General features: G+C 70.1%; 19 protein-coding genes and 2 pseudogenes. 3 read left to right on the top strand and 18 right to left on the bottom strand.

The window, feature by feature from the left end; genetic code table 11:
* On the bottom strand, positions 1–1,202 hold a 1,202-nt coding region (locus ABTZ94_RS24660; RefSeq protein ID WP_351203468.1), incomplete at its 3' end, for an RNA-guided endonuclease InsQ/TnpB family protein.
* Between the two features lie 25 nt (positions 1,203–1,227).
* On the opposite strand from ABTZ94_RS24660, the pseudogene tnpA reads away from it, so the two are divergent.
* Positions 1,228–1,638, top strand: a pseudogene (tnpA, locus tag ABTZ94_RS24655) (IS200/IS605 family transposase); the annotation flags it as partial.
* Positions 1,639–1,806: 168 nt separating this feature from the next.
* Here tnpA and ABTZ94_RS24650 read toward each other — a convergent pair.
* The 3 genes and pseudogenes from ABTZ94_RS24650 to fmt all read right to left on the bottom strand — a co-directional run.
* A pseudogene (locus ABTZ94_RS24650) lies at positions 1,807–1,956 on the bottom strand (dihydrolipoyl dehydrogenase); the annotation flags it as partial.
* A gap of 13 nt (positions 1,957–1,969) precedes the next feature.
* Positions 1,970–3,403 (bottom strand): RsmB/NOP family class I SAM-dependent RNA methyltransferase, encoded by a 1,434-nt coding sequence (locus ABTZ94_RS24645; RefSeq protein ID WP_351203466.1) that lies wholly within the window; start codon positions 3,401–3,403, stop codon positions 1,970–1,972.
* 85 nt (positions 3,404–3,488) lie between these two features.
* A complete protein-coding gene (gene fmt, locus ABTZ94_RS24640) occupies positions 3,489–4,421 on the bottom strand; it encodes a methionyl-tRNA formyltransferase (protein WP_351203464.1) in 933 nt (310 codons plus the stop codon).
* A gap of 229 nt (positions 4,422–4,650) precedes the next feature.
* Between fmt and ABTZ94_RS24635 the strand changes: the two genes are divergently transcribed.
* Positions 4,651–5,199: a hypothetical protein gene (locus tag ABTZ94_RS24635; RefSeq protein ID WP_351203462.1), complete on the top strand. Its 549-nt coding sequence runs from the start codon at positions 4,651–4,653 to the stop codon at positions 5,197–5,199.
* 81 nt (positions 5,200–5,280) lie between these two features.
* Here ABTZ94_RS24635 and ABTZ94_RS24630 read toward each other — a convergent pair whose 3' ends face one another.
* The 14 genes from ABTZ94_RS24630 to pyrR form a co-directional block, all read right to left on the bottom strand.
* Positions 5,281–7,425, bottom strand: coding sequence for a primosomal protein N' (locus ABTZ94_RS24630; RefSeq protein ID WP_351203460.1), 2,145 nt, complete (start codon positions 7,423–7,425; stop codon positions 5,281–5,283).
* A 112-nt stretch (positions 7,426–7,537) separates the two neighbouring features.
* Entirely contained in the window at positions 7,538–8,746 is a 1,209-nt protein-coding gene (metK, locus tag ABTZ94_RS24625; protein ID WP_351203458.1) for a methionine adenosyltransferase, read from the bottom strand.
* Between the two features lie 243 nt (positions 8,747–8,989).
* Entirely contained in the window at positions 8,990–10,192 is a 1,203-nt protein-coding gene (gene coaBC, locus ABTZ94_RS24620; RefSeq protein ID WP_351203456.1) for a bifunctional phosphopantothenoylcysteine decarboxylase/phosphopantothenate--cysteine ligase CoaBC, read from the bottom strand.
* A gap of 132 nt (positions 10,193–10,324) precedes the next feature.
* Positions 10,325–10,597 (bottom strand): DNA-directed RNA polymerase subunit omega, encoded by a 273-nt coding sequence (gene rpoZ / locus ABTZ94_RS24615; protein ID WP_003970369.1) that lies wholly within the window; start codon positions 10,595–10,597, stop codon positions 10,325–10,327.
* 84 nt (positions 10,598–10,681) lie between these two features.
* The gene (gene gmk, locus ABTZ94_RS24610) at positions 10,682–11,296 is read right to left on the bottom strand and encodes a guanylate kinase (protein ID WP_351203454.1); all 615 of its coding nucleotides are present in this window, start codon (positions 11,294–11,296) and stop codon (positions 10,682–10,684) included.
* 38 nt (positions 11,297–11,334) lie between these two features.
* On the bottom strand, positions 11,335–11,658 hold the full coding sequence (locus tag ABTZ94_RS24605; protein WP_014157387.1) for an integration host factor: 324 nt from the start codon (positions 11,656–11,658) through the stop codon (positions 11,335–11,337).
* A gap of 245 nt (positions 11,659–11,903) precedes the next feature.
* Positions 11,904–12,743: an orotidine-5'-phosphate decarboxylase gene (gene pyrF, locus ABTZ94_RS24600; protein WP_351203452.1), complete on the bottom strand. Its 840-nt coding sequence runs from the start codon at positions 12,741–12,743 to the stop codon at positions 11,904–11,906.
* The gene (locus ABTZ94_RS24595) at positions 12,740–13,849 is read right to left on the bottom strand and encodes a quinone-dependent dihydroorotate dehydrogenase (protein ID WP_351203450.1); all 1,110 of its coding nucleotides are present in this window, start codon (positions 13,847–13,849) and stop codon (positions 12,740–12,742) included. The genes pyrF and ABTZ94_RS24595 overlap by 4 nt, the downstream gene beginning before the upstream one ends.
* Before the next feature lie 63 nt (positions 13,850–13,912).
* Positions 13,913–17,221 carry a carbamoyl-phosphate synthase large subunit gene (carB, locus tag ABTZ94_RS24590; RefSeq protein ID WP_351203448.1) on the bottom strand — a complete coding sequence of 1,103 codons (3,309 nt, stop codon included), beginning with the start codon at positions 17,219–17,221 and terminating at the stop codon, positions 13,913–13,915.
* Complete coding sequence (gene carA / locus ABTZ94_RS24585) at positions 17,214–18,356, bottom strand: glutamine-hydrolyzing carbamoyl-phosphate synthase small subunit (RefSeq protein WP_351203446.1); 1,143 nt, start codon at positions 18,354–18,356, stop codon at positions 17,214–17,216. Before carA ends, carB begins: the two co-directional genes overlap by 8 nt.
* Complete coding sequence (locus ABTZ94_RS24580) at positions 18,353–18,934, bottom strand: PH-like domain-containing protein (RefSeq protein ID WP_351203444.1); 582 nt, start codon at positions 18,932–18,934, stop codon at positions 18,353–18,355. Before ABTZ94_RS24580 ends, carA begins: the two co-directional genes overlap by 4 nt.
* The gene (locus tag ABTZ94_RS24575) at positions 18,931–20,217 is read right to left on the bottom strand and encodes a dihydroorotase (protein WP_351203442.1); all 1,287 of its coding nucleotides are present in this window, start codon (positions 20,215–20,217) and stop codon (positions 18,931–18,933) included. Before ABTZ94_RS24575 ends, ABTZ94_RS24580 begins: the two co-directional genes overlap by 4 nt.
* A gap of 2 nt (positions 20,218–20,219) precedes the next feature.
* Entirely contained in the window at positions 20,220–21,221 is a 1,002-nt protein-coding gene (locus ABTZ94_RS24570; protein ID WP_351203470.1) for an aspartate carbamoyltransferase catalytic subunit, read from the bottom strand.
* Positions 21,222–21,314: 93 nt separating this feature from the next.
* Entirely contained in the window at positions 21,315–21,899 is a 585-nt protein-coding gene (pyrR, locus tag ABTZ94_RS24565; RefSeq protein ID WP_351203440.1) for a bifunctional pyr operon transcriptional regulator/uracil phosphoribosyltransferase PyrR, read from the bottom strand.
* A 222-nt stretch (positions 21,900–22,121) separates the two neighbouring features.
* On the opposite strand from pyrR, the gene bldD reads away from it, so the two are divergent.
* Positions 22,122–22,622, top strand: coding sequence for a transcriptional regulator BldD (bldD, locus tag ABTZ94_RS24560; RefSeq protein WP_014157378.1), 501 nt, complete (start codon positions 22,122–22,124; stop codon positions 22,620–22,622).
* Positions 22,623–22,660 lie beyond the last annotated feature (38 nt).

Raw genomic sequence — 22,660 nt, 5'->3', positions numbered from 1 at the left:
CCGTGGCTTCCTGTTTCTTCGCGCTGCGCCAGAACAGGTTCTGGTCTTACCCGCGCTCCGCAGGCCGATACCGCCAGTCCGGCGGCCGCTTTCACATTCTGTGCGGCGTTGTGGTCCCGGTCGTGATGGGTGCCGCACGCGGGACACGTCCACTCCCGCACATCCAGGGGTTTGGGTCCGTCGCGGTGACCGCAGGTGGAGCAGATCTGGCTGGTGGGCTCGAACCGGTCGATCCTCACAAACGTCCGCCCGAACCGTTCGGCCTTGTACTCCAGCATGTTCACGAACTGCGACCAGCCCGCGTCGTGCACACTCTTCGCCAGCCTCGTGCGCGCGAGTCCCGATACCGCCAGGTTCTCCACCGCGATCGCTTGATTCTCGCGGATCAGCTTCGTGGACAACTGATGGTGGAACTCTTTGCGCGCATCGGCTACGGCGGCGTGGGCACGGGCGACCTTTGTGCGGGCCTTCTCCCGGTTCTTCGAACCCTTCTGCTTGCGGGACAGGTCCCGCTGGGCTTTCTTCAGCTTCTTCTCCGCCCGGCGCAGAAACCGCGGGGAGTCGATCTTCGTGCCGTCGGAGAGGACCGCGAAGTGCGTGAGCCCCAGATCGATGCCGATCGCGGCATCGGGTGCCGGCCCCTCCCAGCGCTCCCGGTCCGTGTCAGGATCGGTCTCGACGACAAAGGACGCGAAGTACCGGCCCGCCGCATCCAGGATCACCGTCACACTCGACGGCGCCACCGGCAGGCTCCGGGACCACTTGACCTTGATCTCGCCGATCTTCGGCAGCAGCAGCTTCCCGCCATCGGTGATCTTCCAGCGGGCATTCGCCGTGAACCGGATCGACTGCCTGCGGTCCTTGCGTGATCTGAAGCGGGGGGCACCCGTCTTCGGGCCCTTGCGCTCGCCCTTCAGGGAGGCGAAGAAGTTCTTGTACGCGGCCTCCACATCCCGCAGCGCCTGTTGCAGGACAACCGAGGAGACCTCGGCCAGCCAGGCACGTTCCGGAGTCCGCTTGGCCTGGGTGATCAACCGCCGGGACAGATCGGCGGCGCTCGGGTAGGACAACTCGGCCTTGTGGGCGTCCTCGCGGGTACGCACCGCGTCGTTGAAGACGACACGCGCGCACCCGAACGCCCGGGCCAGCGCGACGCGTTGGCCGGGCTCCGGGTACAGCCTGAAGGCGTACCGAAGCTGCATGACCGGCACCCTACATACTTGGGTTATGCCTGACATGGAGAACATCCGTACTGGCCGCCACTGTGCTTTCGTGATGCACGTCCATTTGGTCTTTGTGACCAAGTTTCGGCACAAGGTGTTCAAGGACGTCCATCTTCGGCGCATGGAGGAGATCATGCAGGCGGTCTGTACGGACTTCGAGTGCGAGCTCGTGGAGTTCAACGGCGAGGACAACCATGTACACCTGCTCGTGAACTTCCCGCCCAAGGTCGCCGTGACCAAACTCGTCAACTCCCTCAAGGGAGTCTCCTCACGGCGCCTGCGCCAGGAATTCGACGACCTCACCCCGCACTACTGGCGAGCCAACAAGCTCTGGGCCGGCTCCTACTTCGCCGGCACCGCCGGCGGCGCACCTCTGAGCACCGTCAAGCAGTACATCGAGCAACAGAACCGGCCCGCCCGACCAGCACAGTCCGACTCCACCGGAAGGCCATCAGACGCTTCACACCCCGCGCCCAGGAACAACACCCTGCTCCGCAGGGCAAGAGACTGTGCCACTGGGTGGCACAACGAAAGATTCGCTTCACCACCGGCCTGAAGGCCGATGCACTGCGAATGAATCCCGGTAGCCGTCGACGTTCGGCGCGAAGCCGATCGCCTGCAGCACCTTGTCGGCCTCCAGTACCTGCTGGGTGCCGTCCTTGCCGGTGACCGTGATCCGGACCTGAGGTCCGGACTCGTCGATCGCCTCGACCCGGGTCGAGGCGAGCACGTCCCCGGCCGCCGCCTCAGGCGGTACGGCGCAGCAGCGCCAGGTACATCGCGTCCGTGCCGTGCAGATGTGGCCACAGCTGGACGTCGGGACCGTCGCCCAGCGCGGGCACTCCCGGCATCAGCGGGCGGGCATCGACCCACTCCGCCTCGACCGGCCGGCCGCCACGCCCCTTGAGTACGTCCTCGACGACGACCCGGGTCTCCGCGAGATGCGGCGAGCAGGTCGCGTAACCGACGATGCCGCCGACCCGTACCGCCTTCAATGCCTCACGCAGCAGACCGCGTTGCAGCGGTGCGAAGCTCTCCAGGTCCTCCGGGCGGCGGCGCCAGCGCGCCTCCGGGCGGCGGCGCAGCGCGCCGAGGCCCGAGCACGGCACATCCATCAGGATCCGGTCGAAGGAGCCGGGCTGCCACGGCGGGCGGGTGCCGTCGGCGACGATCACCTGGTACGGGCCGGGGTTGCCGGCCAGCGCGCGCTCCACGAGGCGGGCCCGGTGCGGCTGCTTCTCGGCGGCGAGCAGGGCGGCGCCGCGTTCGGCGGCGAGTGCGCCGAGCAGGGCGGCCTTGCCGCCGGGCCCCGCACAGCCGTCGAGCCACCGGGTGTCGCTGCCCTCCAGCGGTGCGTTGGCCAGGGCGGCGGCCACCAGCTGGCTGCCCTCGTCCTGGACCCCGGCTCGGCCCTCCTGCACGACGGCCAGCGCACCGGGCTCGCCGCCCTCCGCCATCCGTACGGCATAGGGCGACCAGCGGCCGGGCAGGCCGTTCTCGTCACCGAGGGCGGTGAGCAGTTCGTCGGTCGTGGAGCGGCCGGGGCGGGCGACCAGAGTGACCTCGGGCCGTTCGTTGTCCGCTTCGAGAAGGTCCTCGATCCCGGCACGGCCGCCGCCCAGCGCGTCCCAGAGGGCGGAGACGACCCAACGCGGGTGCGAGTGCACGACCGCGAGGTGGTCCTCGGCGTCCTCGTCGTACGACGGGGCGACGCGCGCCACCCAGCCGTCGAGGTCGTCCGCGGAGACCTTCCGGAGCACGGCGTTGACGAACTTGGCCCGCCCTTCGCCGAGCACCACCCGGGCCAGTTCCACGCTGGCGGAGACCGCCGCGTGGGTGGGGATACGGGTGCCGAGCAGTTGGTGCACGCCCATGTTGAGCACGTCCAGGACCGGCGGGTCGACCTCGCGCAGCGGCCGGTCGATACAGGCCGCGACGATCGCGTCGTACGTCCCCTGGCGGCGCAGCGTCCCATAGACCAGCTCGGTCGCCAGCGCCGCGTCCCGGTTGTCGAAGTCGCCCTTGGCGCGGGCCTTCTTCAGCAGCGGAGGAAGGACGAGGTTGGCGTACGCATCGCGTTCGTCGACGGCCCTGAGCGCTTCGAAGGCGAGGAACCGGACGGGGTCCTTCTTGGGGCGGCGATGCGGCTTGGCAGGGCGGCGACTGTGCTGGTCGTTCACGTGAAAGGTGCTCCGCTGATGGTGAGAGGGCGAACCCTCCCAGCGTACGTCGCCGCCCCGGCCCCGCATTCCGCGACTCGGAAGACTAGATTCCCAGCAGCTCGCCGTGGACGATCCGCACCCCGCGGGCCCAGTCCGCGGCCCGCATCGGCTTCTTGCCCTGCGGCTGGACCCAGAGCAGCTCGACGGCGTGCGATCCGGTGCCCACGTACACATTGTTCTTGGCCGCCGACAGCTCGCCGGGCGCCAGATCGGCACGGTCCAGCACGGGCACCGCCTGGATCACCTTCAACCGCTCCCCGCGAAACAGCGTCCACGCCCCGGGAGCGGGAGTGCAGCCGCGCACCACCCGGTCGACCCGCAGGGCAGGGGCGGACCATTGCACCTGGGCGTCCTCGACGGTGATCTTCGGTGCGAGGGTGACACCGTCGGCAGGCTGCGGTACGGCGTGCAGCGTGCCGTCCTCGATGCCGTCCATGGTCGCGACGAGCAGCCCCGCACCGGCGAACGCAAGCCGGGTAAGCAGGTCACCGCTGGTGTCGGTGGGCCGTACCTCTTCGGTGAGGACGCCGTACACCGGGCCGGAGTCGAGCCCCTCCTCGATCAGGAAGGTCGACGCACCGGTCACCTCGTCCCCAGCCATGATCGCGTGCTGTACGGGGGCCGCGCCGCGCCAGGCGGGCAGCAGCGAGAAGTGGAGGTTGACCCAGCCGCGGGCGGGCACGTCCAGCGTGGGCTTGGGCAGCAGCGCCCCGTAGGCGACGACCGGACAGCAGTCCGGGCCGATCTCCCGCAGTCGCGCCAGAAAGCCCTCGTCGCGCGGGCGGGCGGGCTTGAGCACCTCGATCCCGGCCTCCTCGGCGCGCTCGGCGACGGGGCTGGCGACCAGGCGGCGCCCTCGCCCGGCGGGGGCGTCGGGCCGGGTGACGACGGCGGCCACCTCGTGCCGGTCGGAGGCGATCAGGGCGTCCAGGGCGGGTACGGCTACCTCGGGGGTACCTGCGAAGACGAGCTTCATGGGTGGCTGACTGCCTCTCAGGCCGAAACGTACGGTGACGAGCAACGCACAAGTCTATGGGCCGGGCGACCGGGGGGCGTACGCATGACTGCGCGCCCCTTGGATATGCACACGCGCCCCTGCACCGTGACCAGATCCCCGGCTGACGCGTTGGTCAAGAGAGATTGACCGAAGCGAGCCGCCACGGTGCGGCCCGATCCCTTTCAACGCCGGTTCGAGAGGCTTCTTCATGGCCGACCACGCAACCCACGACGCCCAAGCGCGGGCCAGCCTGCATCTGTTGGTGCGGGACATCGAGCGGGTCCGGCGGCAGGTGGACGCGCTGCGCACGCTCACCGCCCAACTGGGCAACGTCTACCGTCCGCGCCGCTCCGGCCCGTCCACGGGCTTCGTCGTCTACGGCAGGGCCCCGGCCCCCACCGTCAGGCTGGCTCAGGAGCTGCGGGACAGCGTCGAGACCCTGGTCACCGCGGCAGTGGACTTCGACCGCTCGCTGGGCTTCTCCTGGGACGCGGTGGGCTCCGCGCTCGGGGTCACGAAGCAGGCGGTGCACCGCCGCTACGGCGCCCGCCGCAACGCCCGGCAGCCGGGAGCGGCCGAGGCCACCGCGGAGACCACGGTGCCGCGCCCCCTGCCCATTGCGCCCGGCTCCGCCAATGCGCCGGCACTGCCCGCCGTACCCGCCGCACGCTCCATGCCCCCGCAGCCGTCGATGGACCGCCCGTCCCTGCGCGAGGACGTACGCCCGGGCATCTTCCCCGGCCCACGCAACGGCTGACCACCCCACCCCCTGCCCCGCCGCGCCCGACGCGCGGCGGGGCAGCCGCATCTCCTCGCCCGGCTCCACCCCGCCGCACCGTCACCCGATGTCCGGCGGATCCACCCTGATCCGGACCTGCGCACCGCTCCCCCGGGACATCCGCGCCGCCTGCGCCGCCTTCAGCGCGGCCGCAAGCGCCGCGCCGCTCCCAGGCGGCACCCTGAGCAGCGCCCGCTCCCAGGACTCCCCCGGCGGTGCGTCCCAGGGCCTGCGGGGCCTGCCTGGCTCGGCACCCGGCACCGGGACGGGGCCGAGTACCTCGGCCTCCGGCGGCAGTTCGGCGGCCGTGAGAAACGCGGCAAGCGCCTCCGGCGAGCCGGTCACCGAGGCCATCCGGGACACCGGCGGGAAGCCGAGCTCGGCCCGTTCCGCCAGCTCACGGCGGGCGTGTCCGACCGGGTCCCAGCGCACCAGGGCCTGCACGGGCCGCAGCGTGGGCTCGGCGACGATCACCACCGTGCCGCCCTCCGGCTGCCCCCTTACCAGCGAGGCCGCGGCCGTCCAGCGGCGCAGCGCCTCCTCGCCGGCCCGCAGGTCGGGGCGCCCGACCATCGCCCAGCCGTCCAGCAGCAGCGCCGCCGCGTATCCGCCCTCGGCGACGGGTTCGGCCCCGGGGGTGCTGACGACCAGCGCCGGCACGTCCGGCACCGAGTCCAGGATGTGGTCGCGGCCCGACGTCCGTACCGGTACCGCGGGAAACGCCCGGCCGAGCTCCTCGGCGGTGCGGCGGGCGCCGACGATCCGGGCCCGCAGCCGGTTGGAGCCGCAGGCGACACAGTGCCAGGCGGTCTCGGCCCGCCCGCACCAGGCGCAATCGAGATCCCGCTGGTCCGGTGCCTGAAGCGGTCCGGCGCAGTGCCGGCACCGGGCGGGTTCACGGCAGCGCTCACAGGCCAGCCGCGGTGCGTATCCACGGCGCGGCACCTGGACCAGGACGGGGCCGCTGCGCAGCCCGTCCCGTACCGTCTGCCATGCCAGGCTGGGCAGCCGGGCGGCCCTCGCGGCCCCGTCCCGCGCCAGCTCCCCGTCGCCGACCGTACGCACCAGGGGCGCCGCGATGCGCAGCTGCTCCCGGTCCGCGCGCAGCGGCAGCGCCCAGCCGCTCTCCACCAGCTGTGCGGCCTCCACGGTGCAGTTCGTACCGCCGAGCAGGAATGCGCACCGGCCGTGCGCGGCCCGTAGCTCGAGCACTTCGCGAACGTGCGGGAAGGGGGCGTTGTCGTCGCTGTGGCTGGAGTCCCCGTCGTCCCAGACGGCGACCAGGCCGAGGTCGGCGACGGGTGCGAACATCGCGGCCCTCGTCCCGACGACCGCCCGCACGGAGCCGCGCCGAACTGCCAGCCACTCCCGGTACCTCTTCTCCGGTCCGGAGTCGGCGGTCAGCAGCGCGTGGCGGCCCTCGCCGAGCAGCTCGGTGAGCGCGGCATCCACCCGTCCCGCGGTCCGGCCGTCCGGCACGACGACGAGTGCGCCACGACCGGAGGCAAGCGTCGAGGCCATGGCCCTGGCGATCTCCTCGGGCCAGTGCGGTCCGGGCAGCGCGGTCCATACGGCCCGGGGCGCACCGCCCTCGGCCAGCGCCCGCAGGAACGCGGGCCCCTGTGCGTACCGCTCCCAGGTCCCGGCCGACGGCGTCGGGGGCGGCGGCAGCGGCTCCGGCGAGGGCTTGGACTCGGCCCGTCCATTCCTGGGCGGCACGGCGAGCTGCAGCACATCGGCGAGGCTGCCCGCGTAACGGTCGGCGACAGCCCGCGCGAGGGTCAGCAGCTCCGGTCCCAGCACCGGTTCGGGCGATACGACATAGGCCAGCGCGGCCAGGGCTCCCGGGTAGTCCGATTCGGCAAGCCGCTCGACGAGGAACCCGTCGATCAGCCCGCCCCCTTCGCGCCGCCCGCCGCGGACATTGCGCCCCCCGGCCCCGAATCGCACCCGCACCCGCACTCCGGGCTGTGCGTCGGCGTCGAGCTCCTCGGGCACGGCGTAGTCGAAGTACTGGTCGAGATGGAGCACGCCCTTGTTGACCAGCACCCGGGCGACGGGCAGCTCCTTGGCGAGCGCGGCTCCGCGCCAGGTCCGCGGTTTGGCCCGCGGCACCTTGGCCTTCCGCACCGTCTCCCGAATGAGCGCAAGCTGCTCCGGGGCCCCGCCCGCGGGGTCCTCGGATCGCTCGTTCTCGCTGCTCACAGCCAAATTCCTACCAGACACCACTGACACCGGCACCGGCGGCCGCACGCACCGGGGCCCGGACACCATGTGCGGCATCCGGGCCCCGGCGTACAGACGGAGAGCGGCGGACTTACAGCCCGGCCGCCGTGCGCAGCGCGTCCACGCGGTCCGTGCGCTCCCAGGTGAAGTCGGGAAGCTCGCGGCCGAAGTGGCCGTACGCCGCGGTCTGGGCGTAGATCGGGCGGAGCAGGTCGAGGTCGCGGATGATCGCGGCCGGGCGGAGGTCGAAGACCTCGCCGATGGCGTGCTCGATCTTCTCGGTCTCGATCGCGGCAGTGCCGAACGTCTCGACGAACAGACCGACGGGCTCGGCCTTGCCGATCGCGTATGCGACCTGCACCTCGCAACGGGCGGCGAGGCCCGCGGCGACGACGTTCTTGGCGACCCAGCGCATGGCGTACGCAGCCGAGCGGTCGACCTTCGACGGGTCCTTGCCCGAGAAGGCGCCACCGCCGTGGCGGGCCATGCCGCCGTAGGTGTCGATGATGATCTTGCGACCGGTCAGGCCGGCGTCGCCCATCGGCCCGCCGATCTCGAAGCGCCCGGTCGGGTTGACCAGCAGCCGGTAGCCGTCGGTGTCCAGCTTGATGCCGTCCTCGATCAGCTGCGCAAGCACATGCTCGACGACGAACTCGCGGATGTCGGGCGCGAGCAGCGAGTCGAGATCGATGTCGCTGGCGTGCTGCGAGGAGACGACGACCGTGTCGAGACGGACGGCCTTGTCGCCGTCGTACTCGATGGTGACCTGGGTCTTGCCGTCCGGGCGCAGGTACGGAATGGTCCCGTTCTTGCGGACCTCGGAGAGCCGGCGCGACAGCCGGTGCGCCAGGTAGATCGGGAGCGGCATGAGCTCGGGCGTCTCGTCGCAGGCGTAGCCGAACATCAGGCCCTGGTCGCCGGCGCCCTGCTTGTCGAGCTCGTCCTCATCGCCCTCGACCCGCTTCTCGTACGCGGTGTCGACGCCCTGCGCGATGTCGGGCGACTGCGCACCGATGGACACCGAGACACCGCAGGAGGCGCCGTCGAAGCCCTTCTTGGAGGAGTCGTAGCCGATCTCGAGAACCTTGTTGCGTACGAGGGTCGGAATGTCGGCGTAGGCCTTGGTCGTGACCTCACCCGCAACATGCACCAGACCAGTGGTGATCAAGGTCTCGACGGCGACACGGGACCGGGGGTCCTCGCGGAGCAGCGCGTCGAGAATGGTGTCGCTGATCTGGTCAGCGATCTTGTCGGGGTGACCCTCGGTGACAGATTCCGAGGTGAAGAGACGGCGGGACACATCGCTCCCTGGGGTTGCAGCGGCTGCTGGCTGATCATTTGGCGGACCGCCGGGAGCTGCGCCCGGCACGGTCCGGGGGTCAGTTTATCCGTCACTATCGCTCGGCGGACAAGGTGTCTCGCCCTTTGGTAGTTCTGTGACCTGTTGCACGGACCGTCGCTGTACGAAAATCGCCTCTCGAGAAAGCCATTTACGCCCATATTCCAGGGGTTTTGGCTTGCGTGAAGACGTGAAACGAGAATTTCATCGCAGCCGCGACGACACGAGATCCCAGACCGTGTCGGCGAGCGCCTCCTTGGGGCCGAACGGCACCGGGGTCTCACCGCCGTCGGCTGCGAGGACCACCGCTTCGTTCTCCTCGGAGCCGAATGTCCTGCGCTCCCCCACCTCATTGACGACGAGGAGATCGCAGCCCTTGCGGCGGAGCTTCTCACGGCCGTTGGTGAGGACGTTGTCGGTCTCGGCGGCGAAACCGACGACGATCTGGTCCGGCCGGGCGCGTTCACCGGCGATCTCGGCGAGGATGTCGGGATTGCGGACGAGTTTGATGGGCGCGGGCTCCTGACCGTCCTTCTTCTTGATCTTCCCCGTCGCGTACTCGGCGGGGCGGAAGTCGGCGACCGCCGCCGCCATCACGACCGCATCGGCGTCCGCCGCGGCCTTCAGCACGGCCTCGCGCAGCTGTATGGCGGTTCCTGCGTGCAGGACGTCGGCGCCGGCCGGGTCGGGCAGGCCGGTGTTGGCCTCGATGAGGGTGACCCGGGCGCCGCGGGCGACCGCGGTGCGGGCCAGGGCGTAGCCCTGCTTGCCGGAGGAACGGTTGCCGAGGTAACGCACCGGGTCGAGCGGCTCCCGCGTACCACCCGCGCTGATCACGACGTGACGGCCGGCCAGGTCGGCCTCGACGGGTCCGCGGGCCAGCACCCGGCGGCAGACCTCGAAGATCTCCCCGGGGTCGGGCAGCCGGCCCTTTCCGGTGTCGACGCCGGTGAGCCGGCCGACGGCGGGCTCGATGACGACGGCGCCGCGGCGGCGCAGCGTGGCGACGTTCTCCTGGGTAGCGGGGTGCTCCCACATCTCGGTGTGCATGGCGGGCGCGAAGACGACCGGACAGCGTGCGGTGAGGAGCGTGTTGGTGAGCAGGTCGTCGGCGAGACCGTGAGCGGCCTTGGCGAGCATGTCGGCGGTGGCCGGGGCGACGACGACCAGGTCGGCGCCCTGCCCGATCCTGACGTGCGGCACCTCGTGGACGTCGCTCCAGACCTCCGTCGGCACCGGGTGGCCCGAGAGCGCCGACCAGGTGGCCGCACCCACGAAGTGCAGCGCCGACTCGGTCGGGACGACCCTGACGTCGTGACCTGACTCGGTCAGCCGACGCAGCAGCTCGCACGCCTTGTATGCGGCGATGCCCGCGCTGACCCCAAGAACGACCTTCGGCTTGTCCACTGCGTCTCCCCGCACTCGGATACGAACACCCCCATGCTGCCTCACCACACCCGGTCCGATGCTGTCGCCCCGGACACACCACAGGCCCGGCAGCCGTGGCCGCCGGGCCTGTGGTGAAGGTGCAATTCCTGCTTACTGCGCGGGGCCCTCGATGGCCTCGGAGGTGAGCAGGCCCGCGTTGATCTCGCGGAGCGCGATCGAGAGCGGCTTCTCGTGCACGTGGGTGTCGACGAGCGGACCGACGTACTCCAGGAGACCCTCGCCGAGCTGCGAGTAGTACGCGTTGATCTGGCGCGCGCGCTTGGCGGCGTAGATCACGAGGCTGTACTTCGAGTCGGTGGCCTCGAGGAGCTCATCAATCGGCGGGTTGATGATGCCCTCGGGCGTGGTGATGGAAGAGGACACTCTCTGCCTTCCGAAGGGGGTAAAGATCAAAGAAATCTTTGACAGTGCGGAGTTCCGCATTGCCGCGTGTGCCGACTGCGTCAGTCAGCTGTCGGCACGGTGGCCGGAAACCTCCAGCATCAAGGCTAGCAGCTCACGTGCCACGTCCTGGACCGAGGTGTTGACCAGCGTCGTATCGAACTCGGACTCGGCGGCCAGTTCGATCCTGGCGGCGGCGAGCCGGCGCTCGATCACCTCGGCGGACTCGGTCCCGCGGCCGGTGAGCCGGCGCACCAGCTCCTCCCAGCTCGGCGGGGCCAGGAAGACGAGCCGGGCGTCCGGCATCGACTGGCGGACCAGCCGGGCGCCCTGGAGATCGATCTCCAGCAGCACCGGCTCGCCCGCCTCCAAGCGGTCGAGCACGGCGCGGCGGGGCGTGCCGTACCGGTTACCGGCGAACTCGGCCCACTCCAGCAGCTCGCCGTTGGCGATCAGCTTGTCGAACTCGTCGTTGTCCACGAAAAAGTAGTGGACACCGTTGCTCTCGCCGGGGCGCGGCTTTCGGGTCGTCGCCGACACCGAGAGCCATACCTCGGGGTGGGCCTTGCGCATATGAGCGACGACCGTGCTCTTGCCGACCCCCGAGGGGCCGGAGAGCACGGTCAGCCGCGGACGTACGTCCGGGGATACGGGGGACGTCCCCCGGGATGTTGCAGCCATGAAGCGATTATCCAGGTTCTCAGGGGTGCCTGAGAACGTCAGGCGGCACTGCCGCCGAACTCGCGCTCCAAGGATGCGATCTGATTGGAGCCGAGACCCCGGACCCGGCGGCTCTCGGAGATGCCGAGCCGCTCCATGATCTGCTTGGCGCGGACCTTGCCCACGCCCGGCAGGGACTCCAGGAGGGCGGAGACCTTCATCTTGCCGATGACGTCGTTCTCCTGGCCCTGCTTGATGACCTCATGGAGGGAGGCGCCGGAGTGCTTGAGTCGATTCTTGACCTCGGCCCGCTCCCGGCGAGCCGCGGCGGCCTTTTCGAGCGCGGCTGCGCGCTGTTCAGGGGTAAGGGGCGGAAGAGCCACGCCTACGTCACCTCGGATGTCGATCTGTCGGATACGGACCGGTGAGGATGTTGAGCGCTCCACACCAGGTGAGCGACGGACAACTTGTGTACGTCGGCTCTCGACGGAGACTAGCGGCCAAGGCCGCTCGAGTCAGCGAGAACCAACGAAAAGTCCTGGTCAGCCTCAGCCGACCAGGACATTTCAGGCAATAACAACCGAGTTTTTTGGTCAGGATTCAGTCAACACCTTGTTACGTGGCATGCTCACCTACCTGCGACGGCCGCCCGGACCTCGTCCGTGAGCCGGTCGGCGGCTGCGCGCAGCCCCGCCATGTCCGGTCCCCGGCTCAGTACGCCACGGCTCACGCTGGGCACCACATTCCCCACCTCGTCGCCGAAGACACTGGGCAGGTCCGAGGGCGTCGCACCCTGGGCGCCGATCCCGGGGGCGAGCAGCGGGCCGTTGATCGCCAGATTCACGCCCGCGTCCCCGAGGGTGGCACCGACCACCGCGCCGACGGAGCCGAGCGGGGCGGCCCCCTCGTTCTCGGCGGCCATGTGGTCGAGCATCAGCTGGGCCAGCGAACGGCCGTCGGCGGCGGTGGCGCGCTGCACCTGAGCGCCCTCCGGGTTGGAGGTGAGGGCGAGCACGAAGACACCCGCGCCGGAGAGGACGGCCGCGTCGAGCGCCGGGCGCAGCGAACCGAAGCCGAGGTACGGCGAGACGGTGACCGCGTCCGAGAACAGCGGTGAGTCCTTGTCCAGGTAGGCCGCCGCGTAGGCACCCATGGTGGAGCCGATGTCGCCGCGCTTGGCGTCCATCAGGACGAGTGCACCGGCCGCCCGCGCCTCCTCGACTGCCTTCTCCAGAACAGCGATGCCGCGCGAGCCGAAGCGCTCGAAGAACGCGGACTGCGGCTTGAGGACGGCGACCCGGTCCGCCAGTGCCTCGACGACCGTACGTGTGAAGTGCTCCAGACCTGCGACGTCGTCGTTCAGGCCCCAGGCGGTGAGGAGCGAGGCGTGCGGGTCGATGCCGACGCAGAGCGGCCCGCGGGTGTCCATGGCGCGGCGCAGGCGTGCGCCGAACGGTTCCGGGATCATGCGGAGGCCTTCCTGGTTTCTGCGCCGACGGCTTCGGCGAGGGTGGCGTACGGGGAGGCGGCCAGGCGCGCGGCGAGGCCCTTGTGGATGGCCCGCGCGTAGAACGGGCCCTCGTAGATGAAGGCGCTGTAGCCCTGGACGAGCGTGGCGCCGGCGAGAATGCGTTGCCAGGCGTCCTCGGCGTTCTCGATGCCCCCGACACCGACCAGGGTGATCCGGTCGCCCACCCGCGCGTACAGGCGGCCCAGGACCTCCAGGGAGCGCGCCTTGAGGGGCGCACCGGACAGCCCGCCGGTCTCCTTGACCAGGGACGGCGAGGACTTCAGGCCGAGGCCGTCCCTGGCGATGGTGGTGTTGGTGGCGATGATGCCGTCCAGGCCCAGCTCGACCGCGAGATCGGCGACCGCGTCGACGTCCTCGTCCGCGAGGTCCGGGGCGATCTTGACGAGCAGAGGGACCCGCCGGTCGGTGACGGTCCGGTCGGCTGCCTCGCGCACGGCGCTGAGCAGGGGCCGGAGCGCCTCGGTGGCCTGGAGGTTGCGCAGGCCGGGGGTATTGGGCGAGGAGACGTTCACGACGAGGTAGTCGGCGTGGCGGGCGAGCCGTTCGGTCGACTTCACGTAGTCGCCGACGGCTTCGGCCTCCGGCACGACCTTGGTCTTGCCGATGTTGACGCCGACCGTGGTCCGGAAGACCGGGTTGCGGGTGGCCAGGCGCTCGGCCACGGCCGCGGAGCCCTCGTTGTTGAAGCCCATGCGGTTGATCAGCGCGCGGTCCGCGACGAGGCGGAAGAGACGCTTCTTGGGGTTGCCGGGCTGCGGCTCGCCCGTGACCGTACCGATCTCGATGTGGTCGAAACCGAGCATCGACATACCGTCGATCGCGACGGCGTTCTTGTCGAAGCCGGCGGCGAGGCCGAAGGGGCCGTGCATCCGCAGGCCGAGGGCCTCGGTGCGCAGCTCCTTGTAGCGGGGGGCGAGCGCGGCAGCGACGAAGGTACGCAGCACGGGGGCGCGGGCGGCGAGGCGGATCCAGCGGAAGGCCAGGTGGTGCGCCTGCTCCGGGTCCATCCGCTTGAAGACCAGCTGGAAGAAGAATTTGTACATCGGGTGTCCTCGGTGTCCTCACGGAGAGGGGGACACCGTTTCCGGTGTCCCCCTGCTGGACTGCTAGTCGCGGGCCGCGGTCAGACGCTCCGCGTGTTCCTGGAGGGAACGGACGCCGACGTCTCCGTGGGTGAGTGCGTCGATGCCCTGGACGGCGGCGGCGAGCGCCTGGACCGTCGTCAGGCACGGCACGGACCGGGCCACGGCGGCGGTACGGATCTCGTAGCCGTCGAGGCGGCCGCCCGTGCCGTACGGCGTGTTGACGATCAGGTCGACCTCGCCGTCGTGGATCAGCTGGACGATGGTCTTCTCGCCCTGCGGTCCCACGCCCTCGGACTGCTTGCGCACGACCGTGGCGTTGATGCCGTTGCGCTTGAGGACCTCGGCGGTGCCCGAGGTGGCGAGCAGCTCGAAGCCGTGTGCGACGAGTTCGCGCGCCGGGAAGATCATCGAGCGCTTGTCGCGGTTGGCGACCGAGATGAAGGCGCGGCCCTTGGTGGGCAGCGGGCCGTAGGCGCCGGCCTGTGACTTGGCGTACGCCGTGCCGAAGACCGAGTCGATGCCCATGACCTCACCGGTGGAACGCATCTCCGGGCCGAGGACGGTGTCGACGCCGCGGCCGTGGATGTCGCGGAAGCGCGACCACGGCATGACGGCCTCCTTGACGGAGATCGGTGCGTCGAGCGGCAGGGTTCCGCCGTCGCCGTTGGCCGGGAGCAGGCCCTCCGCGCGCAGCTCGGCGACGGTCGCGCCCAGCGAGATCCGGGCAGCTGCCTTGGCGAGCGGTACCGCGGTCGCCTTCGAGGTGAAGGGGACGGTGCGCGACGCGCGCGGGTTGGCCTCCAGCACGTACAGGATGTCGCCGGAGAGCGCGAACTGGATGTTGATCAGTCCGCGTACGCCGACGCCCTTGGCGATGCCCTCGGTGGAGGCGCGCAGCCGCTTGATGTCGAAGCCGCCGAGCGTGATCGGGGGCAGCGCGCAGGCGGAGTCGCCGGAGTGGATGCCGGCCTCCTCGATGTGCTCCATGACGCCGCCGAGGTAGAGCTCGGTGCCGTCGTAGAGCGCGTCGACATCGATCTCGATCGCGTCGTCGAGGAAGCGGTCGACCAGGACCGGCCGGGTGGGGCTGATCTCGGTGGACTCGGCGATGTACGAGGAGAGCCGCGTCTCGTCGTACACGATCTCCATGCCGCGGCCGCCGAGCACATAGCTGGGGCGTACGAGGACGGGGTAGCCGATCTCGTCGGCGATGGACTTGGCCTCGGCGAACGTGGTGGCGGTGCCGTGCTTCGGGGCCGGGAGTCCGGCCTCGGCCAGGACGCGGCCGAAGGCGCCGCGGTCCTCGGCGGCGTGGATGGCCTCCGGGGACGTACCGACGACGGGCACGCCGTTGTCCTTGAGCGCCTGCGACAGACCCAGCGGGGTCTGGCCGCCGAGCTGGACGATGACACCGGCGACCGGGCCCGCGAGGGACTCGGCGTGCACGATCTCCAGCACGTCCTCGAGCGTCAGCGGCTCGAAGTACAGGCGGTCGGAGGTGTCGTAGTCGGTGGAGACGGTCTCCGGGTTGCAGTTGACCATCACGGTCTCGTAGCCCGCGTCGCTCAGGGCGAAGGAGGCGTGGACGCAGGAGTAGTCGAACTCGATGCCCTGGCCGATGCGGTTGGGGCCGGAGCCGAGGATGATCACCGCGGGCTTGGTGCGGGACGCGACCTCGCTCTCCTCGTCGTAACTGGAGTAGAAGTACGGCGTCTTCGCGGCGAACTCGGCGGCGCAGGTGTCGACCGTCTTGTAGACCGGGCGGATGCCCAGGGCGTGCCGCACCTCGCGCACGACGTCCTCGCGCAGACTGCGGATGTCGGCGATCTGCGCGTCGGAGAAGCCGTGACGCTTGGCCTCGGCGAGCAGCTCGGGGTCGAGCTCGTCCGCGCCGGCCAGCTCGTCGGCGATCTCCTTGATCAGGAAGAGCTGGTCGACGAACCAGGGGTCGATCTTCGTGGCGTCGAAGACCTCTTCCTGGGTGGCGCCGGCCCGGATCGCCTGCATGACGGTGTTGATCCGGCCGTCGGTCGGGCGGACCGCCTCGGCCAGCAGCTCGGCCTTGTCGCCGGTCTCACCGGTGAAGGAGAACTGCGAGCCCTTCTTCTCCAGCGAGCGCAGCGCCTTCTGGAGCGCCTCGGTGAAGTTCCGGCCGATCGCCATGGCCTCGCCCACCGACTTCATGGTGGTGGTGAGGGTGGAGTCGGCGGAGGGGAACTTCTCGAAGGCGAACCGCGGGGCCTTGACGACGACATAGTCGAGGGTCGGCTCGAAGGAGGCCGGGGTCTTCTCGGTGATGTCGTTCGGGATCTCGTCGAGCGTGTAGCCGACGGCCAGCTTGGCGGCGATCTTGGCGATCGGGAAGCCGGTGGCCTTCGAGGCGAGCGCCGAGGAGCGGGAGACGCGCGGGTTCATCTCGATCACGATGACGCGGCCGTCGGTCGGGTCGATGGCGAACTGGATGTTGCAGCCGCCGGTGTCGACGCCGACCTCGCGGATGATCGCGATGCCGATGTCGCGTAGTCGCTGGTACTCGCGGTCGGTGAGCGTCATCGCCGGGGCGACGGTGATCGAGTCACCCGTGTGAACGCCCATCGGGTCGAAGTTCTCGATGGAGCAGACGACCACGACGTTGTCGTGCTTGTCGCGCATCAGCTCCAGCTCGTACTCCTTCCAGCCGAGGATGGACTCCTCCAGGAGCACCTCGGTGGTCGGGGAGAGCGTGAGGCCCTGGCCGGCGATCCGGCGCAGCTCCTCCTCGTCGTGGGCGAAGCCTGAGCCGGCGCCGCCCATGGTGAAGGAGGGGCGGACGACCACGGGGTAGCCGCCGAGCGTCTCGACACCCGCCAGGACGTCGTCCATGGAGTGGCAGATGACCGAGCGGGCGGACTCGCCGTGGCCGATCTTGGCGTTGACGGCCTCGACGACACCCTTGAAGAGGTCGCGGTCCTCGCCCTTGTTGATGGCCTCGACGTTGGCGCCGATGAGCTCGACGCCGTACTTCTCCAGGACACCGTTCTCGTGCATGGAGATCGCGGTGTTGAGCGCGGTCTGGCCGCCCAGTGTGGGGAGCAGCGCGTCGGGGCGTTCCTTGGCGATGATCTTCTCGACGAACTCGGGGGTGATCGGCTCGACGTACGTGGCGTCGGCGATCTCCGGGTCGGTCATGATCGTCGCCGGGTTGGAGTTCACCAGGATGACGCGCAGGCCCTCGGCCTTGAGTACGCGGCAGGCCTGGGTGCCGGAGTAGTCGAACTCGGCGGCCTGACCGATGACGATCGGGCCGGAGCCGATGACCAGGACGGACTGGATATCGGAGCGCTTAGGCACGCTGGCCCTCCATCAGGGATACGAAGCGGTCGAAGAGGTACGCGGCGTCGTGCGGGCCCGCGGCTGCTTCGGGGTGGTACTGAACGCTGAAGGCAGGCTGGTCGAGGAGTTGCAGCCCCTCGACGACCTGGTCGTTCAGACAGACGTGGGAGACCTCGGCGCGGCCGAACTTCGTGTCCGACACCTTGTCCAGCGGGGCGTCGACGGCGAAGCCGTGGTTGTGTGCGGTGACCTCGACCTTGCCGGTCGTGCGGTCCTGCACCGGCTGGTTGATGCCGCGGTGGCCGTACTTCAGCTTGTAGGTGCCGAAGCCGAGGGCGCGGCCCAGGATCTGGTTGCCGAAGCAGATACCGAAGAGCGGGGTCTTCCGCTCCAGGACGCCCTGCATGACGGAGACCGGGTGGTCGGCGGTGGCCGGGTCACCGGGGCCGTTGGAGAAGAAGACGCCGTCGGGCTCGACCGCGTACACCTCCTCCAGGGTGGCGGTGGCGGGCAGCACGTGCACCTCGATGCCGCGCTCGGCCATCCGGTGCGGGGTCATGCCCTTGATACCCAGGTCGATCGCGGCGACGGTGAACTTCTTCGTACCGATCGCGGGGACGACGTACGCCTCCTTGGTGGCGACCTCGGCGGAGAGGTCGGCGCCCACCATCTGGGGGGCCTCCTGGACGCGGGCCAGCAGCGTGGCGTCGTCGGCGATGGCGTCACCGGAGAAGATGCCGACACGCATGGCGCCGCGCTCGCGGAGGTGACGGGTGAGGGCGCGGGTGTCGATGCCGCTGATGCCGACGACGCCCTGGCGCTCCAGCTCCTCGTCGAGCGAGCGCTGCGAGCGCCAGTTGGAGGGCACCCGGGCGGGGTCGCGGACGACGTATCCGGCGACCCAGATCTGCTTCGACTCGGGGTCCTCGTCGTTCACCCCGGTGTTGCCGACGTGCGGGGCGGTCATCACGACGACCTGGCGGTGGTACGAGGGGTCGGTCAGCGTCTCCTGGTAGCCGGTCATGCCGGTGGAGAACACCGCCTCGCCGAAGGTCTCCCCCACGGCCCCGTAGGCGCGGCCGCGGAAGGCGCGGCCGTCCTCCAGGACGAGTACAGCGGGAGCTTTGGCGGCTCCCCGGGTGGAGATCGTCATCGTGCGGTGCCTTCCGTAGTGCTGGTGAGTTGTTCGATGGCCTCGACCCAGGCCGGGTGCTCGGCCGAGTGGTCGGAGCGGAAACCGGAGTCGATCAGCTTGTCGCCGTGCGCCCAGGTGATGATCAGCAGGCCGCCCTCGGGGAGGACCTTGCCGGCGATGCCCTTGTCGAGCCGGGCCTCGCGCAGTGCGGCGGCCGGGACGAAGAAGTCGGCTGCCCCGGGGCGTACGACGTCGAGGCCCTGGTCGGTCAGGGTGAGCTCGACGCGGCTGCGGGTACCGAGGCCATGGGCGACGATCCGGTCGAGCCACTGCCCGGCGGTGGTCGAGGCGTGGTACCGGCCGGTCAGCGTCAGCAGCTTCTCGCCGTCCGCGAACCCCTCCGGGGTGGTCGCGAGCTCCGGCAGATCGGACTGGAGACTCCCCCGCCACTTCCATCCCTGGCGCATCAGCCAGTAGACGAAGGCGATGAGGACGATCAGTCCGATGACCCAGCTGATGCGAGCGGACCAGCCGGTCACTTCGGCCGACTTCTGCTCGGCGGCGAGCTGGAGGTACAGGGGGGTGAGTGATGTCACGCGAGCTTCCCGTCGACGACCGTGGCACGGCCCCGCAGGAAGGTGTGGGTGACTCGGCCCGGCAGCTCGCGACCCTCGTAGGGAGTGTTGCGGCTGCGGGAGGCGAAGCCTGCGGGGTCCACAACACCACGGTATGCCGGATCGACCAGCGTGAGGTTGGCGGGCTCACCGGCCGAGACGGGCCGGCCGTGTCCGTCGAGACGGCCGATGGCGGCCGGACGGAACGACATCCGGTCGGCGACGCCCGCCCAGTCGATGAGACCGGTGTCCACCATCGTCTGCTGGACGACGGAGAGCGCGGTCTCCAGGCCCACCATGCCCATGGCGGCGGCGGCCCACTCGCAGTCCTTGTCCTCGTGGGGGTGCGGGGCGTGGTCGGTGGCGACGCAGTCGATGGTGCCGTCGGCGAGCGCCTCGCGCAGGGCCGTGACGTCGGCCTCGGTGCGCAGCGGCGGGTTCACCTTGTAGACCGGGTTGTAGGACCGTACGAGCTCGTCGGTGAGGAGCAGGTGGTGCGGGGTGACCTCGGCGGTGACGTTCCAGCCCTTGGACTTGGCCCAGCGGACGATCTCGACGGAGCCGGCGGTCGACAGGTGGCAGATGTGCACCCGGGAGCCGACGTGGGCGGCGAGCAGTACGTCGCGGGCGATGATCGACTCCTCGGCGACGGCGGGCCAGCCGCCGAGGCCGAGTTCCGCGGAGACGATGCCCTCGTTCATCTGGGCGCCCTCGGTGAGGCGGGGCTCCTGGGCGTGCTGGGCGACGACGCCGTCGAAGGCCTTCACGTACTCCAGCGCGCGTCGCATGATCACCGCGTCGTCGACGCACTTGCCGTCGTCGGAGAAGACCTTCACTCCGGCGGCCGAATCGTGCATGGCGCCGAGCTCGGCGAGCTTCCTGCCCTCCAGGCCGACGGTGACGGCGCCGATCGGCTGCACGTCGCAGTAGCCGGACTCCTTGCCGAGTCGCCAGACCTGCTCGACGACACCGGCGGTGTCGGCGACCGGGAAGGTGTTGGCCATGGCATGGACGGCGGTGAAGCCACCGACGGCCGCCGCCTTCGTCCCGGTGAGGACGGTCTCGGAGTCCTCGCGGCCGGGCTCGCGCAGGTGGGTGTGGAGGTCGACGAGGCCGGGCAGCAGGATCTGGCCCTCGGCTTCGACGACGGTCGCGTCACCGGCGTCGATACCGGCACCGACCGCCGCGATGGTCTCCCCGTCGATCAGGACGTCCTGGGGTTCGCCGCCGAGGATCTTCGCGCCGCGGATAAGGATCTTGCTCATGATTACTTGTTCTCCTCGGTACGGGAGGGGGTGGCGGGCGACGGGTGGGACGGGGTGGCGGGCCCGGAGCCGCCCAGCAGCAGGTACAGGACGGCCATGCGGACCGAGACGCCGTTGGCGACCTGCTCGACGACCGTGCACCGGTCGGAGTCGGCGACCTCTGCGGTGATCTCCATGCCCCGGACCATCGGGCCGGGGTGCATGACGATGGCATGCTCGGGCATCTTCGCCATGCGGTCGCCGTCCAGGCCGTAGCGGCGGGAGTACTCGCGCTCGGTCGGGAAGTACGCGGCGTTCATCCGTTCGCGCTGCACACGGAGCATCATCACCGCGTCGGACTTCGGCAGCACCTCGTCGAGGCTGTAGTTGACGTCGCACGGCCACTGCTCGACGCCGACGGGGACGAGGGTCGGCGGGGCCACCAGGGTGACGTGGGCGCCGAGCGTATTCAGCAGATGGACGTTGGAGCGGGCCACCCGGCTGTGCAGGATGTCGCCGACGATGGTGATCCGGCGGCCTTCGAGGTCCCGGCCGAGACCGCTGTCGGCCCCGACCAGGCGGCGGCGCACGGTGAAGGCGTCCAGAAGCGCCTGGGTGGGGTGCTCGTGGGTGCCGTCGCCTGCGTTGACGACGGCACCGTCGATCCAACCGGAGGTGGCGAGGCGGTACGGGGCACCGGAGGCGCCGTGCCGGATGACGACGGCGTCGGCACCCATCGCCTCCAAGGTCAGTGCGGTGTCCTTGAGCGACTCGCCCTTGGAGACGGACGAGCCCTTCGCGGAGAAGTTGATGACATCGGCGGAGAGGCGCTTGGCGGCGGCCTCGAAGGAGATGCGGGTGCGCGTCGAGTCCTCGAAGAAGAGGTTGACGACGGTACGGCCGCGCAGGGTGGGGAGCTTCTTGATCGGCCGGTCCGCGACCCGGGCCATCTCCTCGGCGGTGTCGAGGATCAGGACGGCGTCGTCGCGGGTGAGATCGGCGGCCGAGATGAGGTGACGCTTCATCTGGGTGTTCTCCGGATGGCTGGAGGGTTCAGGCATGCGGACGTGCGGAAACTGCCGTACGGCTTCGAGGTACGCCGTACGGGTGAAGTGCAGTTACTGCGCGCCCGCCGGGGCGGTCTGCTGGACACCGAGCAGCACGGCGTCGCGGCCGTCCTCCTCGGCGAGCTGGACCTTGACCGTCTCCCGCAGCGACGTGGGGAGGTTCTTGCCGACGTAGTCGGCACGGATCGGGAGTTCGCGGTGACCGCGGTCGACGAGGACCGCGAGCTGCACCGCGCGGGGCCGGCCGATGTCGCCCAGCGCATCGAGCGCGGCGCGGATCGTGCGGCCCGAGAAGAGGACATCGTCGACGAGGACGACCAGGCGGCCCTCGATGCCCTCGCCGGGGATCTCGGTACGGGCCAGGGCGCGCGCAGGGCGCAGCCGCAGGTCGTCGCGGTACATCGTGATGTCGAGCGAGCCGACCGGCATCTTCCGGCCGGTGATCTCTTGGAGTTTTTCCGCGAGCCGGTCGGCGAGGAAGACGCCCCTCGTCGGAATGCCGAGAAGCACCACATCGTCGGCACCCTTGGCGCGTTCGACGATTTCGTGAGCGATTCGGGTCAGTGCCCGGGCGATGTCGGGAGCCTCCAGAACGGGGCGTGCCGCGTTGCCGGTGGCTTCATGCTGTGCGTCCATAAGAAACGGACCTCCTTCTCCGCCTCACTGGACGGACCTTAAAGGACGTCGAAATTGCGTCATCAACGCTACCAGGGGTTGCGCCATGCTCTGGTAGCACCCCCCGGGAGGTGCCGGTCCGGACCATTCGGCTTGACGCATCCAAGTAACGCTGCGTAACCTCACAGTGAGTTACCAGCCACGCGGCGGAGCCGCAAAATGTTCCAGCGTCCGGGGAGCCTTATGTCCAGCGAATACGCAAAACAGCTCGGGGCCAAACTCCGTGCCATCCGCACCCAGCAGGGCCTCTCCCTCCATGGCGTGGAGGAGAAGTCCCAGGGCCGCTGGAAGGCCGTCGTGGTCGGTTCGTACGAGCGCGGCGACCGTGCCGTGACCGTACAGCGCCTCGCCGAGCTCGCGGATTTCTACGGAGTCCCGGTGCAGGAACTCCTGCCCGGTACGACGCCTGGCGGGGCCGCCGAGCCGCCGCCGAAGCTTGTCCTGGACCTGGAGCGCCTCGCCCACGTCCCGCCGGAGAAGGCCGGACCGCTGCAGCGTTATGCCGCGACGATCCAGAGCCAGCGCGGCGACTACAACGGCAAGGTGCTGTCGATCCGCCAGGACGACCTGCGCACGCTGGCCGTGATCTACGACCAGTCGCCGTCCGTGCTCACGGAACAGCTGATCAGCTGGGGCGTGCTGGACGCCGACGCGCGCCGCGCCGTCGCCCACGACGAGGGCTGACACCCCTCCGCAGAAACGTGCCGCCGTGTCGGCGCGGG

This window comes from Streptomyces sp. NPDC002785 (genome assembly GCF_040295565.1).
Classification (GTDB): Bacteria; Actinomycetota; Actinomycetes; order Streptomycetales; family Streptomycetaceae; genus Streptomyces.
The sequence above is the reverse complement of the archived record's forward strand: the minus strand, read 5'-3'. Positions and strand labels throughout refer to the sequence as shown.

What these genes read in the sequence shown, in the direction of transcription:
- fmt (WP_351203464.1), bottom strand. Translation starts at nt 4,421, where the DNA reads ATGAAGCTCGTCTTCGCAGGTACCCCCGAGGTAGCCGTACCCGCCCTG.
- ABTZ94_RS24635 (WP_351203462.1), top strand. Translation starts at nt 4,651, where the DNA reads ATGGCCGACCACGCAACCCACGACGCCCAAGCGCGGGCCAGCCTGCAT.
- gmk (WP_351203454.1), bottom strand. Translation starts at nt 11,296, where the DNA reads ATGGCTGCAACATCCCGGGGGACGTCCCCCGTATCCCCGGACGTACGT.
- pyrF (WP_351203452.1), bottom strand. Translation starts at nt 12,743, where the DNA reads ATGATCCCGGAACCGTTCGGCGCACGCCTGCGCCGCGCCATGGACACC.
- ABTZ94_RS24595 (WP_351203450.1), bottom strand. Translation starts at nt 13,849, where the DNA reads ATGTACAAATTCTTCTTCCAGCTGGTCTTCAAGCGGATGGACCCGGAG.
- carA (WP_351203446.1), bottom strand. Translation starts at nt 18,356, where the DNA reads ATGACGATCTCCACCCGGGGAGCCGCCAAAGCTCCCGCTGTACTCGTC.
- ABTZ94_RS24575 (WP_351203442.1), bottom strand. Translation starts at nt 20,217, where the DNA reads ATGAGCAAGATCCTTATCCGCGGCGCGAAGATCCTCGGCGGCGAACCC.
- ABTZ94_RS24570 (WP_351203470.1), bottom strand. Translation starts at nt 21,221, where the DNA reads ATGAAGCGTCACCTCATCTCGGCCGCCGATCTCACCCGCGACGACGCC.
- pyrR (WP_351203440.1), bottom strand. Translation starts at nt 21,899, where the DNA reads ATGGACGCACAGCATGAAGCCACCGGCAACGCGGCACGCCCCGTTCTG.
- bldD (WP_014157378.1), top strand. Translation starts at nt 22,122, where the DNA reads ATGTCCAGCGAATACGCAAAACAGCTCGGGGCCAAACTCCGTGCCATC.